The sequence below is a fragment of the Rhizobium sp. WSM1274 genome, from assembly GCF_025200775.1.
GTDB lineage: Bacteria > Pseudomonadota > Alphaproteobacteria > Rhizobiales > Rhizobiaceae > Rhizobium > Rhizobium leguminosarum_I.
Map to the genome: position 1 here is coordinate 1,802,941 of NZ_CP104138.1, position 21,445 is coordinate 1,824,385.

Sequence of the window (21,445 nt, forward strand, 5' to 3'; positions counted from 1 at the left end):
AAGCGCAAAAGCCCGGCCAACAGCCGGGCTTTTGTTATTTCAGGCTCTGTCGATGTGAACGCGCATGCGCCCGGCCAAGTCCTGGATATACTGCCAGGCGACACGGCCGGAGCGGGCGCCGCGGGTCGTTGCCCATTCCAGCGCCTCGGCATGCATCTTGTCGCGTTCGAGCCCGAGCTTGAAATGATCGGCATAGCCATCGATCATGCCGAGATAATCCTCCTGGCTGCATTTGTGGAAGCCGAGCCAGAGGCCGAAGCGGTCGGAAAGCGAAACCTTCTCCTCGACCGCCTCCGACGGATTGATCGCCGTCGACTGCTCGTTTTCCATCATGTGGCGCGGCAGGAGGTGGCGCCGGTTGGAGGTGGCGTAGAAGAGCACATTGTCCGGCCGCCCCTCGACGCCGCCGTCGAGTGCCGCCTTCAGCGACTTGTAGGCGGTGTCGTCGTGATCGAAGGAAAGATCGTCGCAGAAGACGATCACGCGGTAGGGCGTGTCCTTCAGGAGGTCGAGCAGATGGGGAAGGCTGGCGATATCCTCGCGATGGACTTCGACCAGCTTCAGCAAGATGCTGCTTTCGCGCCTGACGTCTTCGTGGACGGCTTTGACCAGCGAGGATTTGCCCATGCCGCGCGCGCCCCAGAGCAGCACATTGTTGGCGGCATACCCCTCGGCGAAACGCACCGTATTTTCATGCAGGATGTCGCGCACATGATCGACGCCGCGGATGAGCGTCAACGCCACCCGGTTCGGCTTCTTGACCGGCTGCAGATGCTGGCGCAATGGCACCCAGACGAAACAGTCGGCAGCGTCCCAATCGTTGAGGGCAGGTGCCGGTCCGGCAAGACGTTCGACGGCGTCAGCGAGCCGTCTCAGTTCGACGAGCAGGGCTGTGTTGATTTCCTCGGTCATCGGTGGCCTCCTGATTTCTCACTGCGGCAATCCGCTTTGATCTTTCGATGCCGCTAATGCATGTCGCCCGGAAGTGTGGAGCGGTTCCGGATAACGACATGCTTGAAAACAAAAGATCTAAAGCGCGTCGCATCGATCAAGTTCGATGCGACGCGCTTTAGCATGGCGTTTTGACGGCGGAAAGGTTATGAGGCAGCGGAATCGGTACTGTTTCCGGCTGTTTCTGTTGCATTCATCGAAGCCGTAACTATAGTCCGGCAACCTGAAAAGAGAGGCGGAGCTCCGCCGCCCAAGCCTGAGGAGTTTAGCATGTTCATCACCCCGGCATTCGCCCAGAGCGCGACCGATACCGCAACGGGATTCGGCGGCTCCGGTTTCGAAATGATCATCCTGTTCGTGCCGCTGATGGTCGTCTGGTACTTCCTGCTGATCCGTCCGCAGCGCGCACAGGCAAAGAAGCGTGAGGAAACCCTGAAGGCGATCCGTCGCGGCGACCAGGTCGTCACCGGCGGCGGTCTCGTTGGCAAGGTCACCAAGGTCGTTGACGAAAAGGAAGTCGAAGTCGAGATCGCTGATGGCGTGCGTGTGCGCATTGTCCGCAGCGGCATCTCCGAAATTCGCGTCAAGGGTGAACCGGTCAAGGCCGACGCGGCGTAACAAGCGATAACGGCAGGACCGCCGGATCGGAAGATCGTCGAGAGAATGTTGCATTTTTCCCGCTGGAAAACACTTCTGATTTGGCTGGTCGCGTTTGCGGCCATCGTCATCGCTGCGCCCAATCTGCTGACTGAGGCGCAGCGATCCTCCCTGCCGGACTGGTTGGGGCACGACCGCTTGACGCTCGGTCTCGACCTGCAGGGCGGCTCGCATATCGTTCTGAAGGTCGAGCGTTCCGATGTCGTCAAGGACCGCCTGGAGGAGTTGGTCGCCAATGTGCGTAACGCGCTACGCGGCGCCGGCATCCGCTATACTGGGCTGACCGGCAATGACCAGACCGTCACCGTCCGCATCACCGATCCGGCCCAGACACAGGCGGCGGTCGATCTCCTGAAGCCGTTGACGACGGTTGGTGGACATTCCGGATCTGAGGTCGCGCTTCGGCAGGGCGAGGAGGGGCAACTCTCACTGCAGATTTCCGACGCCGGCATTACCGCTGATGTCGCTTCCGCCCGGAGCCGCTCGCTCGATATCGTTGGCCGCCGCATCGCCGGATTCGGCTATGAAAATTTCCTCGTTCGCCCCGATGGCGCCGACCGCATCGTCATGCAGGTGCTGGGATCGGTCGACGCCGAGCGGCTGAAGAACATCCTGAACCAGCCCGCCAAGCTTTCCTTTCATCTGATTGACGAAAGCATGTCGGGGCAGGAGGCGCTGAACGGCCGCTGGCCTGCAACGTCGCAAGTCCTTTATTCCCTCGACGATCCGCCGATTCCCTATCTCGTCGACCGCACGGCTTTTGTCACCGGCAGCAACATGATCGATATCGAGCCCATCGTCGATCCGCAGACGCAGGAGACCTCGATTGCCTACCGTCTCGATGCGGAAGGCACACAGCGGCTGGCGCAGGCGACGGAGCGGAATATCGGCAAGCACCTTGCCATCGTCTTCGACGACCAGGTGATGTCGTCACCGGTCATCGATGCGGCGATCACTGGCGGCGAGGGCCGGATTTCGGCAAACTTCTCCGAGGACGGCGTCCGCGACCTTGCGATCATGCTGCGCGCCGGCGCCTTGCCGGCGACGCTGACGAGCGTTGAGGAACGCAGCGTCAGCCCGAGCTTCGGCGCCGATTCCATCTTCAACGGTCTCGTTGCCGGCCTTGTCGCCGTCGTGCTGGTCGCAGCACTGATGATCGCCCTCTATCGTATTCTCGGCATCATCGCCGTCGTCTCGCTCTTCCTCAACCTGATCCTCATCGTCGCGGTGCTCAGTCTTGTCGGTGCGACGCTCACCTTGCCCGGGATTGCCGGCATCGTGCTGATCGTCGGCATGGCGGTCGATTCGAACGTACTGATCTACGAGCGCATCCGCGAAGAGGAAAAAACCACCCATTTCTTTGCCGAGGCCGTCGGCCGCGGTTTCTCGCGCGCATTTGCAACGATCGTCGACGCCAATGTGACGATCTTCATCGCCGCCATCATCCTCTTTTTCCTTGGCAGCGAATCCATCCGCGGTTTCGCGGTGACGCTGGCGGTCGGCATCCTGACGACCGTTTTCACGGCTTTCACGCTGACGCGCTCGATCGTTGCCGTCTGGCTGAGAAGGCGCCATCCCCGGCATCTGCCGAAGAGCGTGCTGACCCATCTTTTCGAACACGCCAATATCCGTTTCATGGGGATCCGCCGTTATGTCTTTACGGCGTCGGCGGTCATCTCGCTGATCGCCATGGCCGCCTTTGCTACCGTCGGACTGCATCTCGGCATTGATTTCACCGGCGGCTCGCTCATCGAGGTGACGGCAAAGCAGGGCAATGCCGACATCGCCGATCTCCACGAGCGCCTCAACGATCTCAATCTCGGTGAGATCCGTGTCGAACGCACGGGCGGGCCGTCGAATGCGCGGATCCGCATCGCTTCCCAGGGCGGCGGCGAAAATGCCGAGCAGTCGTCGGCGACGCTGGTGCGCGGCGAGCTCCAGGAAGATTATGATTTTCGCCGCGTCGAAGTCGTCGGCCCCGCCATCTCGGGCGAATTGACGATGATGGCGACGCTCGGCGTGCTGGCAGCACTTGCGGCGATCCTGATCTACATCTGGATCCGCTTCGAATGGCAATTCGCGGTCGGCGCCATCGTCGCAACGCTGCACGACGTCATCATCATGCTCGGTCTCTTCGTCCTCACCGGCATCGAGTTCAACCTGACGAGCATCGCCGCCGTGCTGACCATCGTCGGTTATTCCCTGAACGATACGGTCGTGGTCTACGACCGAATGCGCGAGAATCTGAAGCGATACAAGAAGATGCCGCTGCCGATCCTGATCGATGCATCGATCAACCAGACGCTGTCGCGCACCGTTTTGACCGCGGCGACGACGCTGATCGCCTTGCTGGCGCTCTTTCTCTTCGGCGGCGAAGTCATCCGTTCCTTCACCTTTGCGATGCTCTTCGGCGTCGCTCTCGGCACCTTCTCTTCGATCTATATCGCCGCTCCCGTGTTGATCGTCTTCCGGCTGCGGCCGGAGGCTTCCGACGGGGAAGAGAGCAACAAGACGGATGCTGGTGTAAAATCCGGCACGGTGGTTTGAAACATGGCAAAAGGCATAGAAATCCGCGCCGCGCATTTCCCCGGGCGCGCTCCGATCGATGCTTATGGCAATGGCGGCTTTCGTTTTGCCGACATGTCGCATCGCGGCTCGATCCTTTGCCTGCCCTCCGGCATTCATGGCTGGGACATGGACATGTCAAAACCGCTGTCGCCTGAAAATTTTCGCCGGGTGCTGGATGAGGCCGCCGATATCGAGGTTCTGCTCGTCGGTACCGGAACCGAGCTTCGCCGTCTGCCCGAGGAATTGAGGCTGGCGCTGAAGTCGCGCGGCATCTCCTCCGATCCGATGAGCACCGGCGCTGCAGTCCGCACCTTCAATATCATGCTCGCCGAGCAACGCGCCGTCGCCGCGGCATTGATTGCGGTCTGACGATGACTGAAGCGCATATTGCGACGAACCAGGAGATCTGCCTGGCGATGCTGCGTGACAGCGATCGCGACCGCTATCTCGCCTGTCTGCTGTCGCCGGAGGAAAAGCGCGGCGCGCTTGCAGCTCTTTATGCCTTCAATGCCGAGCTTGCCCGCATCCGCGATCTCGTGCACGAGCCGTTGCCCGGCGAGGTGCGGCTACAATATTGGCACGACCTGCTGGAAGGCAGCGCACACGGCTCGACGGCAGCCAATCCCGTCGCAGCAGCCCTTCTGACCGCGATCGAAACGCACCGCCTGCCGCGCAAGACGCTGATCGACATGATCGAGGCCCGCACCTTCGATCTCTATGACGATCCGATGGAGACACGCCTTTCGCTTGAAGGCTATGCCGGTGAAACGGCATCGGCCCTAATCCAGCTCGCAAGTCTCGTGCTGTCGCCGGAGGAAGCCGCACGATCGGCCGACGCCGCCGGCCATGCCGGCGTCGCCCAGGCGGTCGCCGGATTGCTGCTGCTGATGCCGCTGCATCGCCGCCGCGGCCAGGTGTATATTCCGCTGCAGATCCTTTCCGCCACCGGTCTCGATCGCGATGCCTTCCTTGCTGGAAAAGACAGGCCGCGCATCTCTGCTGCCATCGAGGCCTTAGCCGGTCTTGGTCGCGAACATCTGGTGAAGGCGAGGGCGGCGGGGCCGATTGCGCCGGCCGTCTTTCCAGCCTTCCTGCCGGCGACGCTTGCCGAACCGGTGCTCGTCAAAGCGCAGAAGCGAGGCGCGTTGCTGTTCGACCGACCGCTGCAGCCGCCGCAATGGCGCCGCCAGCTGCGAATGGGACTGGCAGCAACCCGCCGGAAAATCTGATATCGGTCAAATTCGCGCAAGTCTCGCGCGTTACAAGGCTTCCACCGCTACCCTTTGAACGGAGACTCGGCGTGGGCATTATCGTCTGGTGCGTTCTTTTCGCCATCGTCATTTTCATTGCTTTTGTGGCAACGCGCATGGCCGCGCAGAACAAGGAAGACGGCCTGCATGACACGGGCCTCGCCATCATCGAATTCGGTCGCGCCTTTCCGAACGAGGCGATCCGTCAGTTGCAGGCGACGGAAAACGGTCAGGCGGTCTTCGTGCGCCTGCATGACAACAAGGCGGGCTTCATGCGCAACATGTCGCGCCACTTCGCCTGCCATCTGATCGAGCCGGGTCGGGTGCGCGTGGTGGGCTCGGAAACGGGCCGGGGACTGGTGATCGACTTCCTCGATGCACCCTATCACAACGCTGATTTCGAATTCGCTTCCGCCAAGGAAGCTTCGGAGGTTTCGCTTTGGCTGCTCGGCAATTATATCGCAGAGCCGGATAAAGATCTGCCGACAGGCAATATTTCGGCGGCGAACAAGCAGTAATGCATGTCGCCCAAAAGTGTGCAGCGGTTTTGGGAGGACGACATGCATAAAGGCAAAGACTTCGAGCGGGTCGCATGAACCGGTTCGATGCGACGCGTTTGAAAACGCCGGTCAGGCGCTTTCGGCAAGCGTCGATTCTTGACCCAGCCAGGCGGCGCAATCTGTAAGAGCGCGCCGGGCGATCAACTGCCGCTTCATGATCGTCTTGTCCTTGCCACGAAAGCGCTTGACGCCTTCAGGCTTGACGATCGAACCCGGCTGGAGCTCCGGAAACAGCCCGAAATTGATGTTCATCGGCTGGAACGATCGTTTGCCCGGCTCTTCGTCGGTGACCAGGTGTCCGCCGGTGATATGACCGAGCAGCGAGCCGAGCGCTGTCGTCGCCGGCGGCGGCGAGATCGCCTCACCCTTGCGTTCGGCGGCGGCGAAACGCCCGGCCAACAGCCCGACGCTGGCGCTTTCCACATAACCCTCGCAGCCGGTGATCTGGCCGGCGAAACGCAGGCCGGGCCGCGATTTCAGCGTCAGCGACGGGTCGAGCAAGGTAGGGGAGTTGATATAGGTATTGCGGTGAAGCCCGCCGAGACGGGCGAATTCCGCATTTTCCAGACCCGGGATCATCCGGAAGATGTCAGCCTGTGCGCCATATTTCAGCTTCGTCTGGAAGCCAACCATATTGTAGAGCGTGCCAAGTGCATTGTCCTGCCGCAGTTGCACGACGGCATAGGCCTTGACCGTCGGATTATGCGCGTTCGTCAGCCCCATCGGCTTCATCGGTCCGTGGCGCAGTGTCTCGCGGCCGCGTTCGGCCATCACCTCGATCGGCAGGCAGCCGTCGAAATAAGGCGTACCCTCCCATTCCTTGAAGCCGACCGTGTCGCCTGATATCAGCGCGTCAACGAAGGCATTGTACTGCGCCTCGTCCATCGGGCAGTTGATGTAATCCTTGCCGGTGCCGCCGGGCCCGACCTTGTCGTAGCGCGACTGATACCAGCAGATATCCATGTCGATGCTCTCGCGGTAGACGATCGGCGCGATGGCGTCGAAAAAGGCGAGCGAATCCTCGCCGGTTTCCGCCTGGATGGCACTCGCGAGCGACGGCGCCGTCAACGGTCCGGTGGCGACGATGGCAAGATCCCAATCCTTCGGCGGCAGGCCGGTGACCTCTTCACGCACGACGGTGATCAGCGGGTGGTCATGGACCGCTTTGGTCACTGCCTCGGAGAAACCGTCGCGATCGACGGCGAGCGCACCACCGGCCGGTACCTGGCATCGATCGGCAGCGGCCATGATCAGCGAGCCCGCCATGCGCATCTCAGCATGGATGACGCCGACGGCATTGCTGGTCGCATCATCGGACCGGAAAGAATTGGAGCAGACAAGTTCGGCAAGACCATCGGTCTTGTGCGCATCCGTGCCGCGCACCCCGCGCATTTCATGCAGGAGGACCGGAACGCCGGAATTGGCGATCTGCCAGGCGGCTTCCGAACCTGCAAGCCCACCGCCGACGACGTGGATAGGGGAATAGGAGATCGTGTTCATTCCGGGCTGATATCATGTCGGCCGGTGCGATCCAACACCCCGAAATCAAAAACGGCGCCCTGGGCGCCGTCTTGGAAGCATCGTACTCGCTATTAGCGGAACGAGCGGGATGCGATATTCCGGATGTCGTAGCGGCTAACGCCGATATCGGACAGGGTCTGGTTCGAAAGGCCGCCGAGTTCATTGAGCGTGCGACGGTAGCTGAGCCAGCTTCTTGCAATGCGGATCGGGTTCATTGTCTTCTTCCTATGTCCGCGGGACGGCGGGATCGCCTGTCTCTCTGCGGTTGATGTTTATATAGGCGAGAACCGTCCGATTGTGCAGTGCAAATAAAAGGCGTCTGCCATGCAATTGTGCACTATGATGCTCTTCAATTAAGCAGAGGATATTTTTTGAGCGGGCTAAACAAGCGGAAAAACATGCAACCACCGCGGCCACCACGTGCAGACAAAAGAAACGCCCGCTGCGGATACAGCGGGCGTTTCAATCGAGAATAATCCTGCTTGGGAGGAGCAGCGGATCGCCTGGAATTAGCGGTGAGAAGCCTCACGGGCAACGCGATGGATGTCCGAACGGTCGATGCCGAGATCGTGCAATTCGCGGTTGGTCATGCGGCCGAGTTCCGTGACGGTCTGACGATACTTGCGCCAGTTATTGAAAGAGCGAGAGAAGTTCATGTTAAGCCCCTTTCCGAGGGTTTTATTCGCCAGCAGCCACCGATCGGCGCTGACCTCTATTTGATAACTGGAATATATGTTGCGATGCGAAAGACTAAAACAGCCAAGTTTTCAGATCACCTATGCGAGATATGCAATGCTCAAAAGGTATTTGACGCAGACTTACCATTTTTTGGCCAACGAATAGGCAGAATGACTTTTGAGAAAGCAGTTCGATTTGGAGAGGCGAATGAAGTGCCATAGCAGAAAACGCTGCTTCCTCCGGTGATTCCGCTCGTCCATTCCGCTGCAAAGAGGCGTTCCGCTTCGGATTGGAAGTCGCCCACCCCTTCGCGGGGTTGGTGGTGCGGCGTGACGACAATGTGGCATGACGGCGCCCTGCGACGAAAATCCTCTCACCGCCAAGGCCTTAATGAAGCTTTGGCTATACAAAAACGCCCGCCGGGGGAGGATCCGGCGGGCGTGTTATGGTGACTGACAACTGGGAGGAGGAGTGTTGCCAGTCTATCGCAGCGCGCTGGGAGGAGGAGTGCGCGGCTGCGAATCTCGTCACGGACAATGCATCCGCGGGCGTCCGGCTGATGCCGGGCCGGGGCGCCATCCCCGTGCTTTGATGTGTTGATCAATAGTATGACTAATGAATATTGTGCAGTGCAATAAATTCATGCCGGATATACGAAATACGCATATCTCTCCGTCCATAAGCTTATATTAGCGCGTCTGGCGTTAGCGGCTGGTTAACACTCGGTACTATTTAGACCAGTGAGGAACTTGTATGTTTGTTGCAGAGCGTTTGCGGACACCGGTCCTGCGTCTATAACGGCGTGAGCCGCAGGCGCAGTCGGCGTTGCAGAAATAAGGGGTAGGGCATGTATCGCGGCAGATTGGAGCGGGATCTCTCGCTCTGGGTAGGCAAAGGCCTGCTCAGGCAGGAAACGGCGGGCGCGCTTCTCGCCGAATATGATAGCCGCCCGGCAAGCTTCAGCCTCGGCCGGGTGCTGATGGCGCTGGCGGCGGTGCTGCTTGCCGCTGCCATTCTGTTGGTCGTCGCCTCCAATTGGGAGGCCATCCCGCGCCTCGTCCGCGTCGGCGCCATCCTTGCCCTGATCTGGGTCGTGCACATCGCCGCTGCCCGTCTGCTCGCCCGCGGTGCGACGGCGGCGGCAGGAGGGTTGCTGGTCATCGGCGCGATGAGCTTCGGCGGCGCCATCTCGCTGGTCGGCCAGATGTATCATCTCTCCGGCGATGAACAGACGGTAATGTATCTCTGGTTCGCCATCGCGACGATCTCGGCGATCCTGTTCCGTTCGGGCGCAGTGGCCGTCGTCGCGGGCGTCCTCTCCTGGGCGTCGTTTGCCCTCTATCTTGAGAACCACGACACGCATTGGATAGGGTTCGATCCCTGGATGGCGCCTCTCATGGCGGCAATCGTCATCGGGTTGGTGCGTTATACCGGCGCCGAGCGGGCCCGCCATCTCGCCTATCTGCTGCTGATCGGCTGGCTCGCCTGGCTCTACACTCTTTATGAGGAGATCGCCGTGGCGCTTGCCTTCGCGATCGGCGGCATGGCGGCGTTCGTGCTGACGGCGTTGCCGCTCCGGCCTATTGCCTCCCTGGTCAGGAGCGCCGGCGCGGCCCCGGCCTTCTACAGCTTCCTTGTCGCCGGGATCGGCTTGCTGCTGCTGCATATCGAGATCGAGGACGGCTGGCGGCTGGTGGTGCTCGGAGTGGCGACACTTGCCGCTTCGGTGCTGGCGATTGCCCTGCATGGAAGGGATAATGGCGCGGTGCGTTATCTCGCTTATACGATTTTTGCCGCGGAGATGCTCTATCTCGCCTCCGTCACCGTCGGCTCGATCCTCGGCACGTCGAGCCTCTTCCTTTTCTCCGGTCTCGTGGTGGCACTTGTCGCCTGGATCGTCATCCGTCTCGAGCGGCGTTTTTCGGCGAATGCACAGGGGGAGGGCGCATGAACTCGTTCATGGCAAGGCTGCAATCCGGCAAGGGCTATCTGCTTTCGGCGATCATCGTCGCCGGTCTGCAGACCCTGATCCTCGGCACGATCATCCAGAGCCGGGCGTCGATCCTCAGCGATGGCGCTGAAGTGCTGCTGAAGACGGCGCCCGTCGATCCGCGTGATTTCCTGCGCGGCGATTATGTCGTCTTGAACTACGACATTTCCTCTGTGCCGGTGCAGACGGTCTCCGGCGGCATTCCGGCAGAGCCAGGCGAACGCGTGCTATTGGTCCGGTTGAAGAAGCAGGAAGACGGTTTCTGGACGGTGATCGAATCGTCCTTTCACGAACTGCCTCCGCAGCCGGAGACCGTGATCCTGCGCAGCCAGCCATTTTATAGTGGCGGACTTGCCGCCGGCGACAGCATGCGTGTCGAATACGGCATCGAGCGCTACTACGTTCCAGAAGGCGAGGGCAAGCCGATCGAGGAGGCCCGCAATGACGGCAACGTCGCCATCGCAGTGCGTGTCTCGCCTGATGGAAGCGCACAGATTCGCAGCCTTCTCGTTGACGGCAAGCCGGTTTACGACGAGCCGCTTTACTGATCTCGTCGCACTTCGGGGCGGGGCGGCTCCAGGGCCGCAAATCCCCTGTCATTTACCGTTCATTTTTCCTTTGCCTCGACCAAATCGGGTGATATAGAGACGCCGCGCTCCGGAAGGCCTCATGCGCAGGCATAGGCATGCGGTTTTGTGAACGCGGGTATGGTGAAATTGGTAGACACGCCAGATTTAGGTTCTGGTGCCGCAAGGCGTGGGAGTTCAAGTCTCTCTACCCGCACCAAGCTGTTTGCAGGCGGGAGACTGAAATCGGTTGGCTTAGGGCAGCCGAGAGTTGTCCCGAATAGCCCGCGAGTGCCGTTCCCCTTTGGGCGGAATGATACAGGAATTGGGAAAAGCCACGCGCGGCAGGATCGCCGGCGTCGTGCTCATCGAAACGAACGGCGTCTGGGCACGGCCGCCACGAAATGAAGGTAGGAAGACATGCAGGTTATCGAAACGCTCGCTGAAGGGCTGAAGCGCGAAATCAAGGTCGTTATCCCGGCCAAGGACATGCAAGACAAGATGAATGAGCGTCTTGCCGATGTGAAGGACAAGGTTCGCATCAACGGCTTCCGTCCGGGCAAGGTCCCTGCCGCTCACCTGAAGAAGGTCTACGGCAAGTCGATCATGGCCGATCTCGTCAACGAGATCGTCCGCGAGCAGCCGGCCGCCATCCTGTCCAGCCGCGGTGAGAAGTCGGCCACGCAGCCGGAAATCGCCATGACGGAAGACAAGGACGAAGCCGACAAGATCCTCGCTGCCGAGCAGGATTTCGAATTCACGCTTTCCTATGAAGTGCTGCCGCCGATCGAACTGAAGTCGGTCAAGGGCATCAAGGTCACGCGCGAAGTGATCGACATCTCGGACGACGAAGTCAACGAGCAGGTCCTGAAGGTCGCCGAAAGCGCTCGCGCCTACGAGACCAAGACCGGCAAGGCCGCGAATGGCGACCGCATCACCATGGATTATGTCGGCAAGGTCGACGGCGAAGCCTTCGAAGGCGGCACCGATCAGGGCGCCGAACTGGTGCTCGGCTCCGGCCGCTTCATTCCGGGCTTCGAAGACCAGCTCGTCGGCGCCAAGGCCGGCGACGAGAAGACCATCACCGTGACCTTCCCGGCCGACTATCCGGCCAAGAACCTCGCCGGCAAGGAAGCGACCTTCGACGTGACAGTCAAGGAAGTCGCCGCACCTGCCGATGTCGAGATCAACGACGAACTCGCTTCCAAGCTCGGCATCGAATCCGCCGATCGCCTGAAGGAAATCGTCCGTGGCCAGATCGAATCGCAGTACGGCTCGCTGACCCGCCAGAAGCTGAAGCGCCAGATCCTCGACCAGCTGGACGAGATGTACAAGTTCGAAACCCCGAACTCGCTCGTCGACGCCGAATATAACGGCATCTGGAGCCAGGTGAACAACGATCTCGCCCAGTCCGGCAAGACCTTCGAGGACGAAGACACGACTGAGGAGAAGGCTCGCGAGGAATACAAGACGCTCGCCGAGCGCCGTGTTCGCCTCGGCCTCGTTCTCTCCGAAATCGGCGAAAAGGCCGGCGTCGAAGTCAGCGAAGACGAAATGCAGCGCGCCATCTACGATCAGCTGCGCCAGTATCCGGGCCAGGAAAAGCAGATCCTCGAATTCTTCCGCAGCCAGCCGGGTGCCGCCGCTTCGATCCGCGCGCCGATCTTCGAAGAGAAGGTCATCGATCACCTGCTGACCGAAATCGACGTCACTGACAAGAAGGTGACGAAGGAAGAGCTGCTCGCCGAGGAAGAAGGCGAAGCCAAGGCTGAGACCAAGAAAGCCGCGCCGAAGAAGAAGGCTGCCGCCAAGGCCGAAGCAGCGGACGCCGGTGAAGGCGAAGAAGCCGCACCGAAGAAGAAGGCTGCTCCGAAGAAGAAGGCGGCTGACGAAAGCGCCGAATAGTCGCTTTTCAGTTCTACAGCGCCGCGCGTCTTTCAGACGCGCAAAGGAAGCTGTAACACTTTGAGTTGCTGCATGATTTTGTCCTTAAATCGATTCCGATTTAAGGAATCATGCAGTAAAGTTTGGGAGGCCTCGCCATCGTGCGGGGCCTTTTCTATTGTACAGGGCAGTTCATTTCTCGCCGCCTACTCCATTGTGTTTATGCATTCGAAACAACAAAGAGTTGCGCGAAAGTATAATTCGATGCAGATTTCCTGATGGTGGAGGGACCTGAAAATGACTGCAAAGCATGACATGAAGAAGCTGGTGGAAGAAATCTATGCTGTGCGCGACTGCGGCGATGTCGAAGCTACGCTGGCGCTGATCGGCGAGGGTTGCACCTTTCGCATGGTCGGCAATACACGGCTGGCGCCTTTTTCGACTGAATCAAGCGGGCATGCTTTTCGCCAAGCGATAACGCAGCTTATCACCGTATGGGATCTATCGAATATCAGGACAGCTATCTATGTGGACGAGGATGAGCATATGGTCTTTGCCCACCGTGAAGGCGAGATCAGGCACATCCCATCGGGCGTGAGCTTCCATACGGAATTCATTGACAAGATCCATTTCCGGGATGGGAAACTGGTCAAGATTGTCGAATTCGTCGACACGCTGCAAGTGGCCGAGACGGCCAAGATGATCCAAGTCGCTTAAACGGCCACCAAGGTCGGAGCCTTCGAAGCGTTGTCAAAGTCGATTCATGCGACGCGCTTTAGAGTTTAATGCCGCCCATGTCTTCGGGCGTCAGCCGCCGTTCAAGAATTATCGCTCAATGCGCTGTCAGTTGCGCGACTTTCCTGACATGGCTCACGGCTGCGGCGCCGCCTGCGGTCTGTGTGAAGAGGTGGAGCGTTTCCTCTTCGTCGTCGGCGACCGGCGTCAAAGCCTGATCCATATAGGTCTTCGACTTTGCATCCCTTGAAATCAGGAACGCCGAAATCGTCAGGCCAACGATCGTGCCTGCGAGCGAAGCATGTTTGCGGAAGGTTTCCCAGGCAAAGCGCGGCCAGAAGACCAGCGGATTCTCGCGCGGCAGGTCAGGGCGCCGCTCCGATGGCGTCTTCAGGCGCAGCAGACCGCTTTGCAGCGGATGCACGTTTTCCAGCGGCACGGTGGTGGCGAAGGAGACGAGAACCTTGACGAGCCTTGCCAGCGGTACCCCGGTCGCAACGGCGCGGCGCAGCAGCGTCTTCATATGATCAGGCGAATAATAGAGCGACCAGGCCTCGTGGTAGATGTCTTCCCATTCCTGCTTGCTCATTTTGGGATGCGCGGTGCAGACGTGCTCGACATCGTAGATGTTGAGATCGGCATCCATCTCGATGCCCTTCTTCCACAGGACCTGATGGTCCTCAGAGCCGGGCAGCGGCGTCAGGATGAAGAATTCGATGACGTCGAGCGGCAGCTCTTCCTGGATGATCGCGATGTCGCGGCGGATCGATTCCGGCGTGTCGGCGGGGAAGCCCAAGATATAACCGGCAAGCGTCATGATGCCCTGCGCCTTCCAGGCGAGCAGCATCTTGCGGTATTCGGTGATCTTGTTCTGGTTCTTCTTGGCGGCGGTCAGATTGTCCGGATTGACGTTCTCAAGGCCGATGAAGACGCGCGTGACCCCGGCGCGCCTGGATTTCTCGATGAAATTGGGGATCTTGTGGCAGAGCGTGTCGACCTGGATCATCAGGCCGAGTGGAATGCCGTCCCGTTCCTTAAGTTCGATCAACCGGTCGAAGATCGCTTCCCAATCCTTGTTACGGGCGAAATTGTCGTCGGTGATGAAAAATTTGTGGATGCCCTGCGCCCAGTTCATCCGCACCAGTTTCTCGACGTCGTCGGCCGAACGGAAGCGTGACTTGCGTCCCTGCACGTTGATGATGGTGCAGAACGAGCACTGATAGGGACAGCCACGTCCGGCATCGAAGCTGGTGCTGAGCCCGAGCGTGCGCTGGATATTGTCCTTCGGCAGGAAGGGAACCGGCGTGCCGCCGATACCGGGAAGGTCGTTCATGAAATTGTAGAGCGGCTTCAGCTCACCGGCGGCGGCATCGCGCAGCACCATGTCGAGCCGGCCCTCGGCTTCGCCGGCAAACATCGAGATGCCCATGTCGCGGCAGGCGTCGAGCCCGACCGCCTTGCCATCCAGCATCGACAGGCAGCCGGAAACATGAAAGCCGCCGATCGAAACCGGCAGGCCGGCATCGCGGAACGGCCGGGCGATATCGAGGGCGCGCGGATACTGGTTGGTCTGGACGCCGACGAGCGCAATCATGCCGAAATTGTCGTGGCGCTTGAACTGCGCCAGCAGTCCGGCGACATCGATCCGCGTATTGGTTTCGTCGATCACGGTGATGTCGATCGCCGTATCGTCGCCGAGCACCTTGCGCTCGGCACATTCGGCAGCGATGCCGTAAAGAGCCGCAAGCGAATTGGAGGGGATCATCGCCCGCCACCAGCGGATGACGTAGCCGTCATCGTCATAATGCGACGGCTTGATCAGGATCAGCTGAAAACGTCGGCGCGCAGCTTCCAAGACATGGGACAAGAGTATCTATCTTTCTTTAGAAGCTTTTGCCCGAAGGCAAAATGGCGTTGAAGGCATATATCAGGCACCGCGTATCAATGCCATTTGTGAGGGTTCAAACTAAGGCGTAAAAAACGGCACGGCGCGCGAACGCTTCGCGACGTGTATCATTCCTTAATATACTACCCGATATCGAGCAGCAATGCGCGATGGTCGGAGACTTCGGGCGCCTCGACCACCTCGAATTTGGCAACCTTCACCCCTGGCGTCACCAGCATGTAGTCGGCAAAGCGGCCCTGCTTCAGATAGTAGGAGGTTCGCGTGTCTACAAGGCCGTTTCCGGTGACGAGATCGGAAAGCCCGAGTGTGGCGAGAATCGCAAAGGTCGCGCTGTCAGGCCGCACGTTGAAATCGCCGCAGAGGACGAGCCCTTCGTCGCCGGGCCAGACGCGCGCGATGAGCCTGACCAGCGCCTCGGCCTGCTCCTCGCGCGCTGCGGTATCGCCCTTGCCCGCGGGATCGCGCAGGCCATGCATGTGGGCGACCGTCACGGTAGATGCGTGCTCAGGGCTGAAGAGACGGATGCAATGGGCGTTTCGCGGCCGCGGATGCTCGCCCCAGCCATCAGCGGAAAAACGGCCATGCACGAAGTTCAGCCCTTGGGCGATGACGCAATGCGTTTTGCGCACGAAGGTCGCCAGCCCGAATTCGGCGGCAATGACGGTATCGCCATCGAAAAGCTCGCCTCTCGAGGTCGGGCAGAAAAAACCGTCGTGAGCGGGCAGGGCGGTGCTGATCTCAGTAAACAAATTGGCGCGCTGCGGCAGCTCCAGCCCCGCGTCCCGATAGATCGACCATCCGCCGCCCGTACCTGGCGCCCGCAGCACTTCCTGCAGGCACAGGACATCCGGATCGGCTTGCCTGACAAAGCCGATCAAGGCCTCATGCAGCCTACCGCCCCATGCGTTCAGCGAAATGATGCGCAATGTCATTCGGCTCCGTTTTGGCGGCCGGATTTAGACGAAAGCTCCGCCGTCTACATGATGCGTTTTAAAGTTCTGACTTGATGTCGCCCATCCGGTTCCACGCATCGAGCCCAGCGATCTTGTAGGCTTCGGCGAGCGTCGGATAGTTGAAGGTGTTCTCGACGAAATATTCGACGGTGCCTTTGAGATTGAGCACCGCCTGGCCGATATGCACCAGCTCGGTGGCGCCTTCGCCGACGATATGCACGCCGAGCAGGCGGCGGGTCTTCAGCGAGAAGATCAGTTTCAAAAGCCCCGTGTCGAGGCCCATGATATGACCGCGCGACGTCTCGCGGAAGCGGGCGATGCCGCATTCATAGGGAATACCGCGCTCCTTCATTTCTTCTTCGGTCAGGCCGCAGGTCGAAATCTCGGGCACGGCATAGATGCCATAGGGGAAATATTTCGGCGGCTCCTTGGCGACCGCGCCGACCGCGACGCGGGCAGCGATGCGGCCCTGTTCCATCGAGGTCGAGGCAAGGCTCGGAAAGCCGACGACGTCGCCGGCGGCATAGATGTTGGCAACTGATGTCTGGAAGGTTTCCGGATTGACCTTGAGACGGCCGCGGCTGTCGGCGTCGAGGCCGATGGCCTGAAGGTTCAGCGCATCGGTTGCCCCCATGCGGCCGGCGGCGAAAAGCACCATGTCGGTCGTAAGGCGTCGGCCGCTGTCGAGCATCAGTTCGACCTTGCCGTTTTCGAGCCTCTCCACCTTGTCGGCCTTCTGGCCGAGCAGCAGCTTCATGTTGCGGTCGCGCAGCTGGTAGGTAAAATCCTCGATGATTTCCTTGTCGATGAAGTCGAGCATCGTCGCCTTCGGATCGATGACGGTGACGGCGGTGTCGAGCGCGCTGAAGATCGTCGCATATTCGATTCCGATGACGCCGGCGCCGATGACGACCATTGATCGCGGCAGGTCCTGGATGTCGAGCAGTTCGTCGCTGTCGAGAACGGTCTTGCCGTCGAAGGGTATGTAATCTGGGCGGAAAGGCTTTGTGCCGACGGCAAGCAGCACGCTGGCGCCGGTGACCTGCATGGTCTCGCCGTCATCCTTGATCACCTGCAGCGTCGATGCATCGATGAAGCTCGCTTTGCCGCGAATATGCTGCACGCGGTTGCGGGCGAACTGGTGTTCCAGCACCTCGACCTCGTGGTTGAGCGTAATCAGCAGGCGGCGGCGCAGGTCATCTGCACTGATCTCTTCCTTGACGCGGTAAGACCGGCCGTAGAAGCCGCGTTCGCGCCAGCCGGAAAGATTAAGCGCCGTCTCGCGCAGCGTTTTGGAAGGGATGGTGCCGGTATGCACGGACACGCCGCCGACGCGTTTGCCCTGCTCGATGACAAGCACTTTCTTGCCGAGTTTTGCCGCCTGGATCGCGCCGCGGCGCCCTGCTGGACCGCTGCCCACCACAACGAGATCGTACTGAAGCATCATCAAGCCCCGAATTGGAAAGGAATCATATTGCGACGCAAAATGTCACCCGTCCATCGTTAGCCGGTCAATGTTACAGATTGTTTTACGACCGCCGGTTCCGCCGGGCCTGTGCCCTTTCAGATCAGCTTCAGCCCCTTCAGGCTGACATGCCCATCCCTGCCGATGATGACGTGGTCGTGGACGGTGATATCGAGCGCCTTGGCGGCATCGATGATCACCTTCGTCATGTCGATGTCGGCGCGCGATGGCGTAGGATCGCCGGAGGGATGGTTGTGGACGAGAATCATCGCCGTTGCCGAAAGCTCGAGCGCGCGTTTGACCACCTCGCGCGGATAGACCGGCGTATGGTCGACCGTGCCGCGGCCCTGTACCTCGTCGGCGATCAGCACATTGCGCTTGTCGAGGAAGAGGATGCGGAACTGTTCGCGTGTCTCGTGCGCCATGGCTGCATGGCAATACTGGATGACCGAAGACCACGAAGACAGAACCTGTTTGCTCCTGAGCTCGCTCTTCAGTGTCCGGTGGGCGACAGTCGAGATCAGCTTCAGGTCGAGCGCCACGGCCTCGCCGACGCCCTTGACTTCCATCAGCAGCGCCTGGGGCGCACCGAAGACGCCGGAGAGCGAGCCGAACCGTTCGATCAGCGCCTTGGCGATCGGTTTGGTGTCACGCCGCGGGATCAGCCGGAAAAGCAGCAGTTCGAGGATTTCGTAGTCGGCAAGCGCTGTGTCGCCGAGCTCGCGGAAGCGGTCACGCAATCGCTCCCGATGGCCGTGATAATGCTCATGGCCGGCAAGCGAAGCGGGCAGGGTGGTCCTGGCATTCGGCCCGGCCGGTTTTTGCGGGTGTCCGCCGAAAAACGAGCGTTCGTCGGCGGCAATAGGCTCCTGCGTTGGGAAAGGCAGCTCGTCATCGGAAGATGTCGAAACGGGGCCCTTCGCCATCGAAGCGTCACCCGTTGTGTGACGGCAGGCCGGGGCGGTCGAGCCCGCCAGGCGACAGCGTGAAGATCTCGCAGCCGTCGGAGGTGACGCCGACGGTGTGTTCGTACTGCGCCGAAAGTGAGCGGTCGCGGGTGACTGCCGTCCAGCCGTCGGCCAGCACCTTCACATGCGGCCGGCCGAGGTTGATCATCGGCTCGATGGTGAAGATCATGCCTTCGCGCAGCTCCGGCCCCTCGTTGGCACGGCCGTAATGCAGGATATTCGGCGAATCGTGGAACAGCCGCCCAACGCCATGGCCGCAGAAATCGCGCACCACCGAACAGCGTTCGGCCTCCGCATAGGTCTGGATCGCCTCGCCGATCGCGCCGGTGCGGGCGCCGGGCCTGACGGCGGCAATGCCGCGCATCAGCGATTCATAGGTGACTTCGAGCAGCCGCTCGGCAGCACGCTTGACGACGCCGACGGGGTACATCCGGCTGGAATCGCCGTGCCAGCCGTCGAGCACGAAGGTGACGTCGATATTCACGATATCGCCGTCACGCAGCGGCTTGTCGTTGGGAATGCCGTGGCAGACGACGTGGTTGATCGAGGTGCAGGTCGATTTGGTGTAGCCGCGATAGTTCAGCGTCGCAGGATAGGCGCCGTGATCCATGCCGAAATCGAAGACGAACCTGTCGATCTCATCGGTCAGCAGGCCGGGTTTGACGATGTCGGCAAGCGCATCGAGGCAGCGCGCGGTCAGCTGACACGCCCTGCGCATACCCTCGAATGCTTCAGCATCATAAAGCCGGATGGCGCCCGTATTCTTCGGGGGCGCGGTAGAGGCTTCGATATAGTTCACCATTGCAGGGCCTTAGCAGAGATTGTTAGATTTGTTCATAATGCAGCTATGCCGGGTTCGTCCATCACGATCAACTGCCAGGACGAGATTTCTGGACGGATCCGATCAGTCCAACGTGCAGCTTTCCACATCCGTTCGGCGGACAATCAGCCGTCCGGCTGGAATATCCACAATCTTCCCAAGGAGATAGGATTGATTGCATGAAGCCTCCCCGCTACTCACCGATTGGTGACAGCGGGGAAGGGTCGATCATGCTGAATGAAGCCGTAAATCTTGAAAATTCACCCGGGACCGGCGGAGAGCCGGAACGGCGGGCGCGTGACCGCGGCGCTACCGAGCGCGCAATCCTTGCCGCCGCCAAGGGGCTGCTCGCCGAGGAAGGCTTCCAGAATTTCGGCATCAATGCGGTTGCCCGCCGCGCCGGTTGCGACAAGCAGTTGATCTATCGCTATTATGGCGGCCTCGACGGCTTGGTCGAGGCGATCGGCACCGATCTCGGCACATGGGTAAAGGATCGCATCCCGGAAGACGCCGGCGGCATGTTCCTGCTCACCTATGGCGACCTGATGGAGCGGCTGTCGCTTCTCCTCCTCGACGCCTTGAGAACCGATCCGCTGATGCGCCGCATCCTCGCCTGGGAGATTTCTGAAAACACCGAACAGGTGAGGCGGCTGTCCGAAGCGCGTTCGAAGGCGCTCGCTCTCTGGCTGGAGCGCATGCGCGGCTCGCTGGCGCCGCCGAAGGGCGTGGATGCGGCTGCCGTCAACGCCGTCGTCATCGCCGCGATCCAGCACCTCGTGCTGGCCGCCGCAGCCGGCGGGCAGTGCGCCGGCCTGTCGCTGAAGACATCCAAGGATTGGGAGAAGGCGGCACTAGCGCTGAAGCGCATCGTGCGTGGTGTTTACGGTTGATGCCTGCCTCATCCACAGGGGGCGGGGCCACGTTAACCTTAACAAATGGTTTACGTTGCGGGGGCCTGGTTAACCCGACAGTGTGGCGGTGAGCAGAGATGTACGAGTAGAAGCCCCGAGTTGACGCCCATGAGAATCAAGATCGCTAAAGCCGCGTTCCTGGTGACGGCGATGATGTTTTTCGCAGTCCTGGCGCTGGATATCGCAATTCCGGCGCTGGTGCTTTGCATCATGGCATCGTCGACCTGGTTGGTCACCCTCGATCTGCCCGTGACGCGCAAGCATGGAGGAGAGGCCGCATGAAGTGGTTTCTGGTCTTCTGGGCCGGCCCCATCGTCTTTCTGGGCGGATGGTACTGGCTCTCCTATTACGATATGAGTTTCGGCATCTTCATGTTCACCCGGCAGGTCCATGACCTGACATTCCAGCTTTACGGCAAGGCGCTCGGCATTCCGCCGGAGTCTATCCCGCCGCTCGTTGCCCGCGCGATCGCGGTCGACAGCCTCGTCGTTTTCGCCATTCTGACCTTCCGCAAGCGCAAGTCGGTCATCGCCTGGTGGAAAGCGCGTCAGGCGTTGAATTCGTCTCCATCAGACCTTGCCAGTAAGGAAAGCCTGTCGAGCGCGCCCTGAAGAATGAAGCTTGCGGCGGCCGAATCGATCCGTTCGGCCCGCTTGGCGCGCGAGACGTCCATTTCGAGCAGTGTCCGTTCGGCCGCAACCGTCGAAAGCCGCTCATCCCAATAGACGAAGGGCAGCGCCGTCTTCTGCTCCATATTACGCACGAAGGCGCGCGTTGCCTGTACGCGGGGACCCGCCGATCCGTCCATATTCATCGGCAGGCCGATGACGAAGCCTGCGACCTTTTCCGCTGTGGCGAAATCCAGCAGCGCCTGGGCATCGATGGTGAACTTGACGCGGCGGATCACCGTGCGCGGCGTGGCGAAACGCCGCCCGAGATCGGACATCGAAAGCCCGATCGTCTTGGTGCCGAGATCGAGGCCGGCAATTGCCTGTCGCGGAGCGAGCGTTTCGGCCATTTCCTCGATCGTCAGCACCGTCATCGCCGTCTTATCCTGTCAAA

General features: G+C 60.4%; 22 protein-coding genes and 1 tRNA gene. 13 read left to right on the forward strand and 10 right to left on the reverse strand.

Translation table 11 applies throughout. The features are described from left to right. Positions 1–39 precede the first annotated feature (39 nt). Entirely contained in the window at positions 40–912 is an 873-nt protein-coding gene (locus N2600_RS09135; protein WP_260298649.1) for an ATP-binding protein, read from the reverse strand. 309 nt (positions 913–1,221) lie between these two features. Between N2600_RS09135 and yajC the strand changes: the two genes are divergently transcribed. The 5 genes from yajC (at position 1,222) to N2600_RS09160 (ending at position 5,944) form a co-directional block, all read left to right on the forward strand. Beyond that, positions 1,222–1,569 carry a preprotein translocase subunit YajC gene (gene yajC, locus N2600_RS09140; RefSeq protein ID WP_003558894.1) on the forward strand — a complete coding sequence of 116 codons (348 nt, stop codon included), beginning with the start codon at positions 1,222–1,224 and terminating at the stop codon, positions 1,567–1,569. A 45-nt stretch (positions 1,570–1,614) separates the two neighbouring features. Next, positions 1,615–4,155, forward strand: coding sequence for a protein translocase subunit SecDF (secDF, locus tag N2600_RS09145; protein WP_222335868.1), 2,541 nt, complete (start codon positions 1,615–1,617; stop codon positions 4,153–4,155). A gap of 3 nt (positions 4,156–4,158) precedes the next feature. Further along, complete coding sequence (locus tag N2600_RS09150; protein WP_003539009.1) at positions 4,159–4,545, forward strand: Mth938-like domain-containing protein; 387 nt, start codon at positions 4,159–4,161, stop codon at positions 4,543–4,545. 2 nt (positions 4,546–4,547) lie between these two features. After that, positions 4,548–5,405 (forward strand): phytoene/squalene synthase family protein, encoded by an 858-nt coding sequence (locus N2600_RS09155; protein ID WP_222335867.1) that lies wholly within the window; start codon positions 4,548–4,550, stop codon positions 5,403–5,405. Between the two features lie 71 nt (positions 5,406–5,476). Beyond that, positions 5,477–5,944, forward strand: coding sequence for a hypothetical protein (locus N2600_RS09160; RefSeq protein ID WP_017964066.1), 468 nt, complete (start codon positions 5,477–5,479; stop codon positions 5,942–5,944). A 111-nt stretch (positions 5,945–6,055) separates the two neighbouring features. Here N2600_RS09160 and trmFO read toward each other — a convergent pair whose 3' ends face one another. The 3 genes from trmFO to N2600_RS09175 form a co-directional block, all read right to left on the reverse strand. Continuing rightward, entirely contained in the window at positions 6,056–7,486 is a 1,431-nt protein-coding gene (gene trmFO, locus N2600_RS09165) for a methylenetetrahydrofolate--tRNA-(uracil(54)-C(5))-methyltransferase (FADH(2)-oxidizing) TrmFO (protein ID WP_222335866.1), read from the reverse strand. Between the two features lie 92 nt (positions 7,487–7,578). Then, positions 7,579–7,722 (reverse strand): DUF1127 domain-containing protein, encoded by a 144-nt coding sequence (locus tag N2600_RS09170; RefSeq protein WP_003539017.1) that lies wholly within the window; start codon positions 7,720–7,722, stop codon positions 7,579–7,581. 294 nt (positions 7,723–8,016) lie between these two features. Next, on the reverse strand, positions 8,017–8,163 hold the full coding sequence (locus N2600_RS09175) for a DUF1127 domain-containing protein (protein WP_003539019.1): 147 nt from the start codon (positions 8,161–8,163) through the stop codon (positions 8,017–8,019). Between the two features lie 869 nt (positions 8,164–9,032). Here N2600_RS09175 and N2600_RS09180 point away from each other — a divergent pair. The 5 genes from N2600_RS09180 (at position 9,033) to N2600_RS09200 (ending at position 13,342) form a co-directional block, all read left to right on the forward strand. Beyond that, on the forward strand, positions 9,033–10,136 hold the full coding sequence (locus tag N2600_RS09180; protein ID WP_222383830.1) for a DUF2157 domain-containing protein: 1,104 nt from the start codon (positions 9,033–9,035) through the stop codon (positions 10,134–10,136). Beyond that, complete coding sequence (locus tag N2600_RS09185) at positions 10,133–10,723, forward strand: GDYXXLXY domain-containing protein (RefSeq protein WP_222335864.1); 591 nt, start codon at positions 10,133–10,135, stop codon at positions 10,721–10,723. The genes N2600_RS09180 and N2600_RS09185 overlap by 4 nt, the downstream gene beginning before the upstream one ends. Positions 10,724–10,876: 153 nt before the next feature. Then, positions 10,877–10,961: transfer RNA gene (locus N2600_RS09190), tRNA-Leu, on the forward strand. 200 nt (positions 10,962–11,161) lie between these two features. After that, complete coding sequence (tig, locus tag N2600_RS09195) at positions 11,162–12,646, forward strand: trigger factor (RefSeq protein WP_170277943.1); 1,485 nt, start codon at positions 11,162–11,164, stop codon at positions 12,644–12,646. 276 nt (positions 12,647–12,922) lie between these two features. After that, entirely contained in the window at positions 12,923–13,342 is a 420-nt protein-coding gene (locus N2600_RS09200) for a nuclear transport factor 2 family protein (protein ID WP_222335863.1), read from the forward strand. Between the two features lie 115 nt (positions 13,343–13,457). Here N2600_RS09200 and N2600_RS09205 read toward each other — a convergent pair whose 3' ends face one another. The 5 genes from N2600_RS09205 to map form a co-directional block, all read right to left on the reverse strand. Then, positions 13,458–15,227, reverse strand: coding sequence for a B12-binding domain-containing radical SAM protein (locus tag N2600_RS09205; protein WP_222335862.1), 1,770 nt, complete (start codon positions 15,225–15,227; stop codon positions 13,458–13,460). Between the two features lie 161 nt (positions 15,228–15,388). Next, positions 15,389–16,198 carry an endonuclease/exonuclease/phosphatase family protein gene (locus tag N2600_RS09210; RefSeq protein ID WP_222383834.1) on the reverse strand — a complete coding sequence of 270 codons (810 nt, stop codon included), beginning with the start codon at positions 16,196–16,198 and terminating at the stop codon, positions 15,389–15,391. Positions 16,199–16,256: 58 nt separating this feature from the next. Then, positions 16,257–17,663, reverse strand: coding sequence for a Si-specific NAD(P)(+) transhydrogenase (gene sthA, locus N2600_RS09215; RefSeq protein ID WP_260298650.1), 1,407 nt, complete (start codon positions 17,661–17,663; stop codon positions 16,257–16,259). A 119-nt stretch (positions 17,664–17,782) separates the two neighbouring features. Next, entirely contained in the window at positions 17,783–18,610 is an 828-nt protein-coding gene (radC, locus tag N2600_RS09220; RefSeq protein ID WP_260298651.1) for a RadC family protein, read from the reverse strand. Positions 18,611–18,617: 7 nt separating this feature from the next. After that, positions 18,618–19,454 (reverse strand): type I methionyl aminopeptidase, encoded by an 837-nt coding sequence (map, locus tag N2600_RS09225; protein WP_012757260.1) that lies wholly within the window; start codon positions 19,452–19,454, stop codon positions 18,618–18,620. A 248-nt stretch (positions 19,455–19,702) separates the two neighbouring features. Between map and N2600_RS09230 the strand changes: the two genes are divergently transcribed. The 3 genes from N2600_RS09230 to N2600_RS09240 all read left to right on the forward strand — a co-directional run bounded on the left by N2600_RS09230 (position 19,703) and on the right by N2600_RS09240 (position 20,994). Next, complete coding sequence (locus N2600_RS09230; protein WP_260110741.1) at positions 19,703–20,362, forward strand: TetR/AcrR family transcriptional regulator; 660 nt, start codon at positions 19,703–19,705, stop codon at positions 20,360–20,362. Positions 20,363–20,491: 129 nt separating this feature from the next. Next, a complete protein-coding gene (locus tag N2600_RS09235; protein ID WP_170261388.1) occupies positions 20,492–20,665 on the forward strand; it encodes a hypothetical protein in 174 nt (57 codons plus the stop codon). Continuing rightward, positions 20,662–20,994, forward strand: coding sequence for a DUF6105 family protein (locus N2600_RS09240; protein WP_260110742.1), 333 nt, complete (start codon positions 20,662–20,664; stop codon positions 20,992–20,994). The genes N2600_RS09235 and N2600_RS09240 overlap by 4 nt, the downstream gene beginning before the upstream one ends. Here the strand turns inward: N2600_RS09240 and ruvX are convergent. Further along, a complete protein-coding gene (gene ruvX / locus N2600_RS09245) occupies positions 20,931–21,425 on the reverse strand; it encodes a Holliday junction resolvase RuvX (RefSeq protein WP_260110744.1) in 495 nt (164 codons plus the stop codon). The two genes, N2600_RS09240 and ruvX, sit on opposite strands and share 64 nt — an antisense overlap. Positions 21,426–21,445 lie beyond the last annotated feature (20 nt).

Bases quoted from the DNA above. Each gene is read 5' to 3' on its own strand.
- N2600_RS09170 (WP_003539017.1), bottom strand. From the start codon at position 7,722: ATGAACCCGATCCGCATTGCAAGAAGCTGGCTCAGCTACCGTCGCACG.
- N2600_RS09210 (WP_222383834.1), bottom strand. From the start codon at position 16,198: ATGACATTGCGCATCATTTCGCTGAACGCATGGGGCGGTAGGCTGCAT.
- N2600_RS09155 (WP_222335867.1), top strand. From the start codon at position 4,548: ATGACTGAAGCGCATATTGCGACGAACCAGGAGATCTGCCTGGCGATG.
- N2600_RS09180 (WP_222383830.1), top strand. From the start codon at position 9,033: ATGTATCGCGGCAGATTGGAGCGGGATCTCTCGCTCTGGGTAGGCAAA.
- tig (WP_170277943.1), top strand. From the start codon at position 11,162: ATGCAGGTTATCGAAACGCTCGCTGAAGGGCTGAAGCGCGAAATCAAG.
- ruvX (WP_260110744.1), bottom strand. From the start codon at position 21,425: ATGACGGTGCTGACGATCGAGGAAATGGCCGAAACGCTCGCTCCGCGA.
- N2600_RS09185 (WP_222335864.1), top strand. From the start codon at position 10,133: ATGAACTCGTTCATGGCAAGGCTGCAATCCGGCAAGGGCTATCTGCTT.
- N2600_RS09175 (WP_003539019.1), bottom strand. From the start codon at position 8,163: ATGAACTTCTCTCGCTCTTTCAATAACTGGCGCAAGTATCGTCAGACC.
- N2600_RS09230 (WP_260110741.1), top strand. From the start codon at position 19,703: ATGCTGAATGAAGCCGTAAATCTTGAAAATTCACCCGGGACCGGCGGA.
- yajC (WP_003558894.1), top strand. From the start codon at position 1,222: ATGTTCATCACCCCGGCATTCGCCCAGAGCGCGACCGATACCGCAACG.
- secDF (WP_222335868.1), top strand. From the start codon at position 1,615: ATGTTGCATTTTTCCCGCTGGAAAACACTTCTGATTTGGCTGGTCGCG.
- N2600_RS09135 (WP_260298649.1), bottom strand. From the start codon at position 912: ATGACCGAGGAAATCAACACAGCCCTGCTCGTCGAACTGAGACGGCTC.
- radC (WP_260298651.1), bottom strand. From the start codon at position 18,610: ATGGCGAAGGGCCCCGTTTCGACATCTTCCGATGACGAGCTGCCTTTC.
- N2600_RS09200 (WP_222335863.1), top strand. From the start codon at position 12,923: ATGACTGCAAAGCATGACATGAAGAAGCTGGTGGAAGAAATCTATGCT.
- N2600_RS09235 (WP_170261388.1), top strand. From the start codon at position 20,492: ATGAGAATCAAGATCGCTAAAGCCGCGTTCCTGGTGACGGCGATGATG.
- sthA (WP_260298650.1), bottom strand. From the start codon at position 17,663: ATGCTTCAGTACGATCTCGTTGTGGTGGGCAGCGGTCCAGCAGGGCGC.
- trmFO (WP_222335866.1), bottom strand. From the start codon at position 7,486: ATGAACACGATCTCCTATTCCCCTATCCACGTCGTCGGCGGTGGGCTT.
- map (WP_012757260.1), bottom strand. From the start codon at position 19,454: ATGGTGAACTATATCGAAGCCTCTACCGCGCCCCCGAAGAATACGGGC.
- N2600_RS09150 (WP_003539009.1), top strand. From the start codon at position 4,159: ATGGCAAAAGGCATAGAAATCCGCGCCGCGCATTTCCCCGGGCGCGCT.
- N2600_RS09240 (WP_260110742.1), top strand. From the start codon at position 20,662: ATGAAGTGGTTTCTGGTCTTCTGGGCCGGCCCCATCGTCTTTCTGGGC.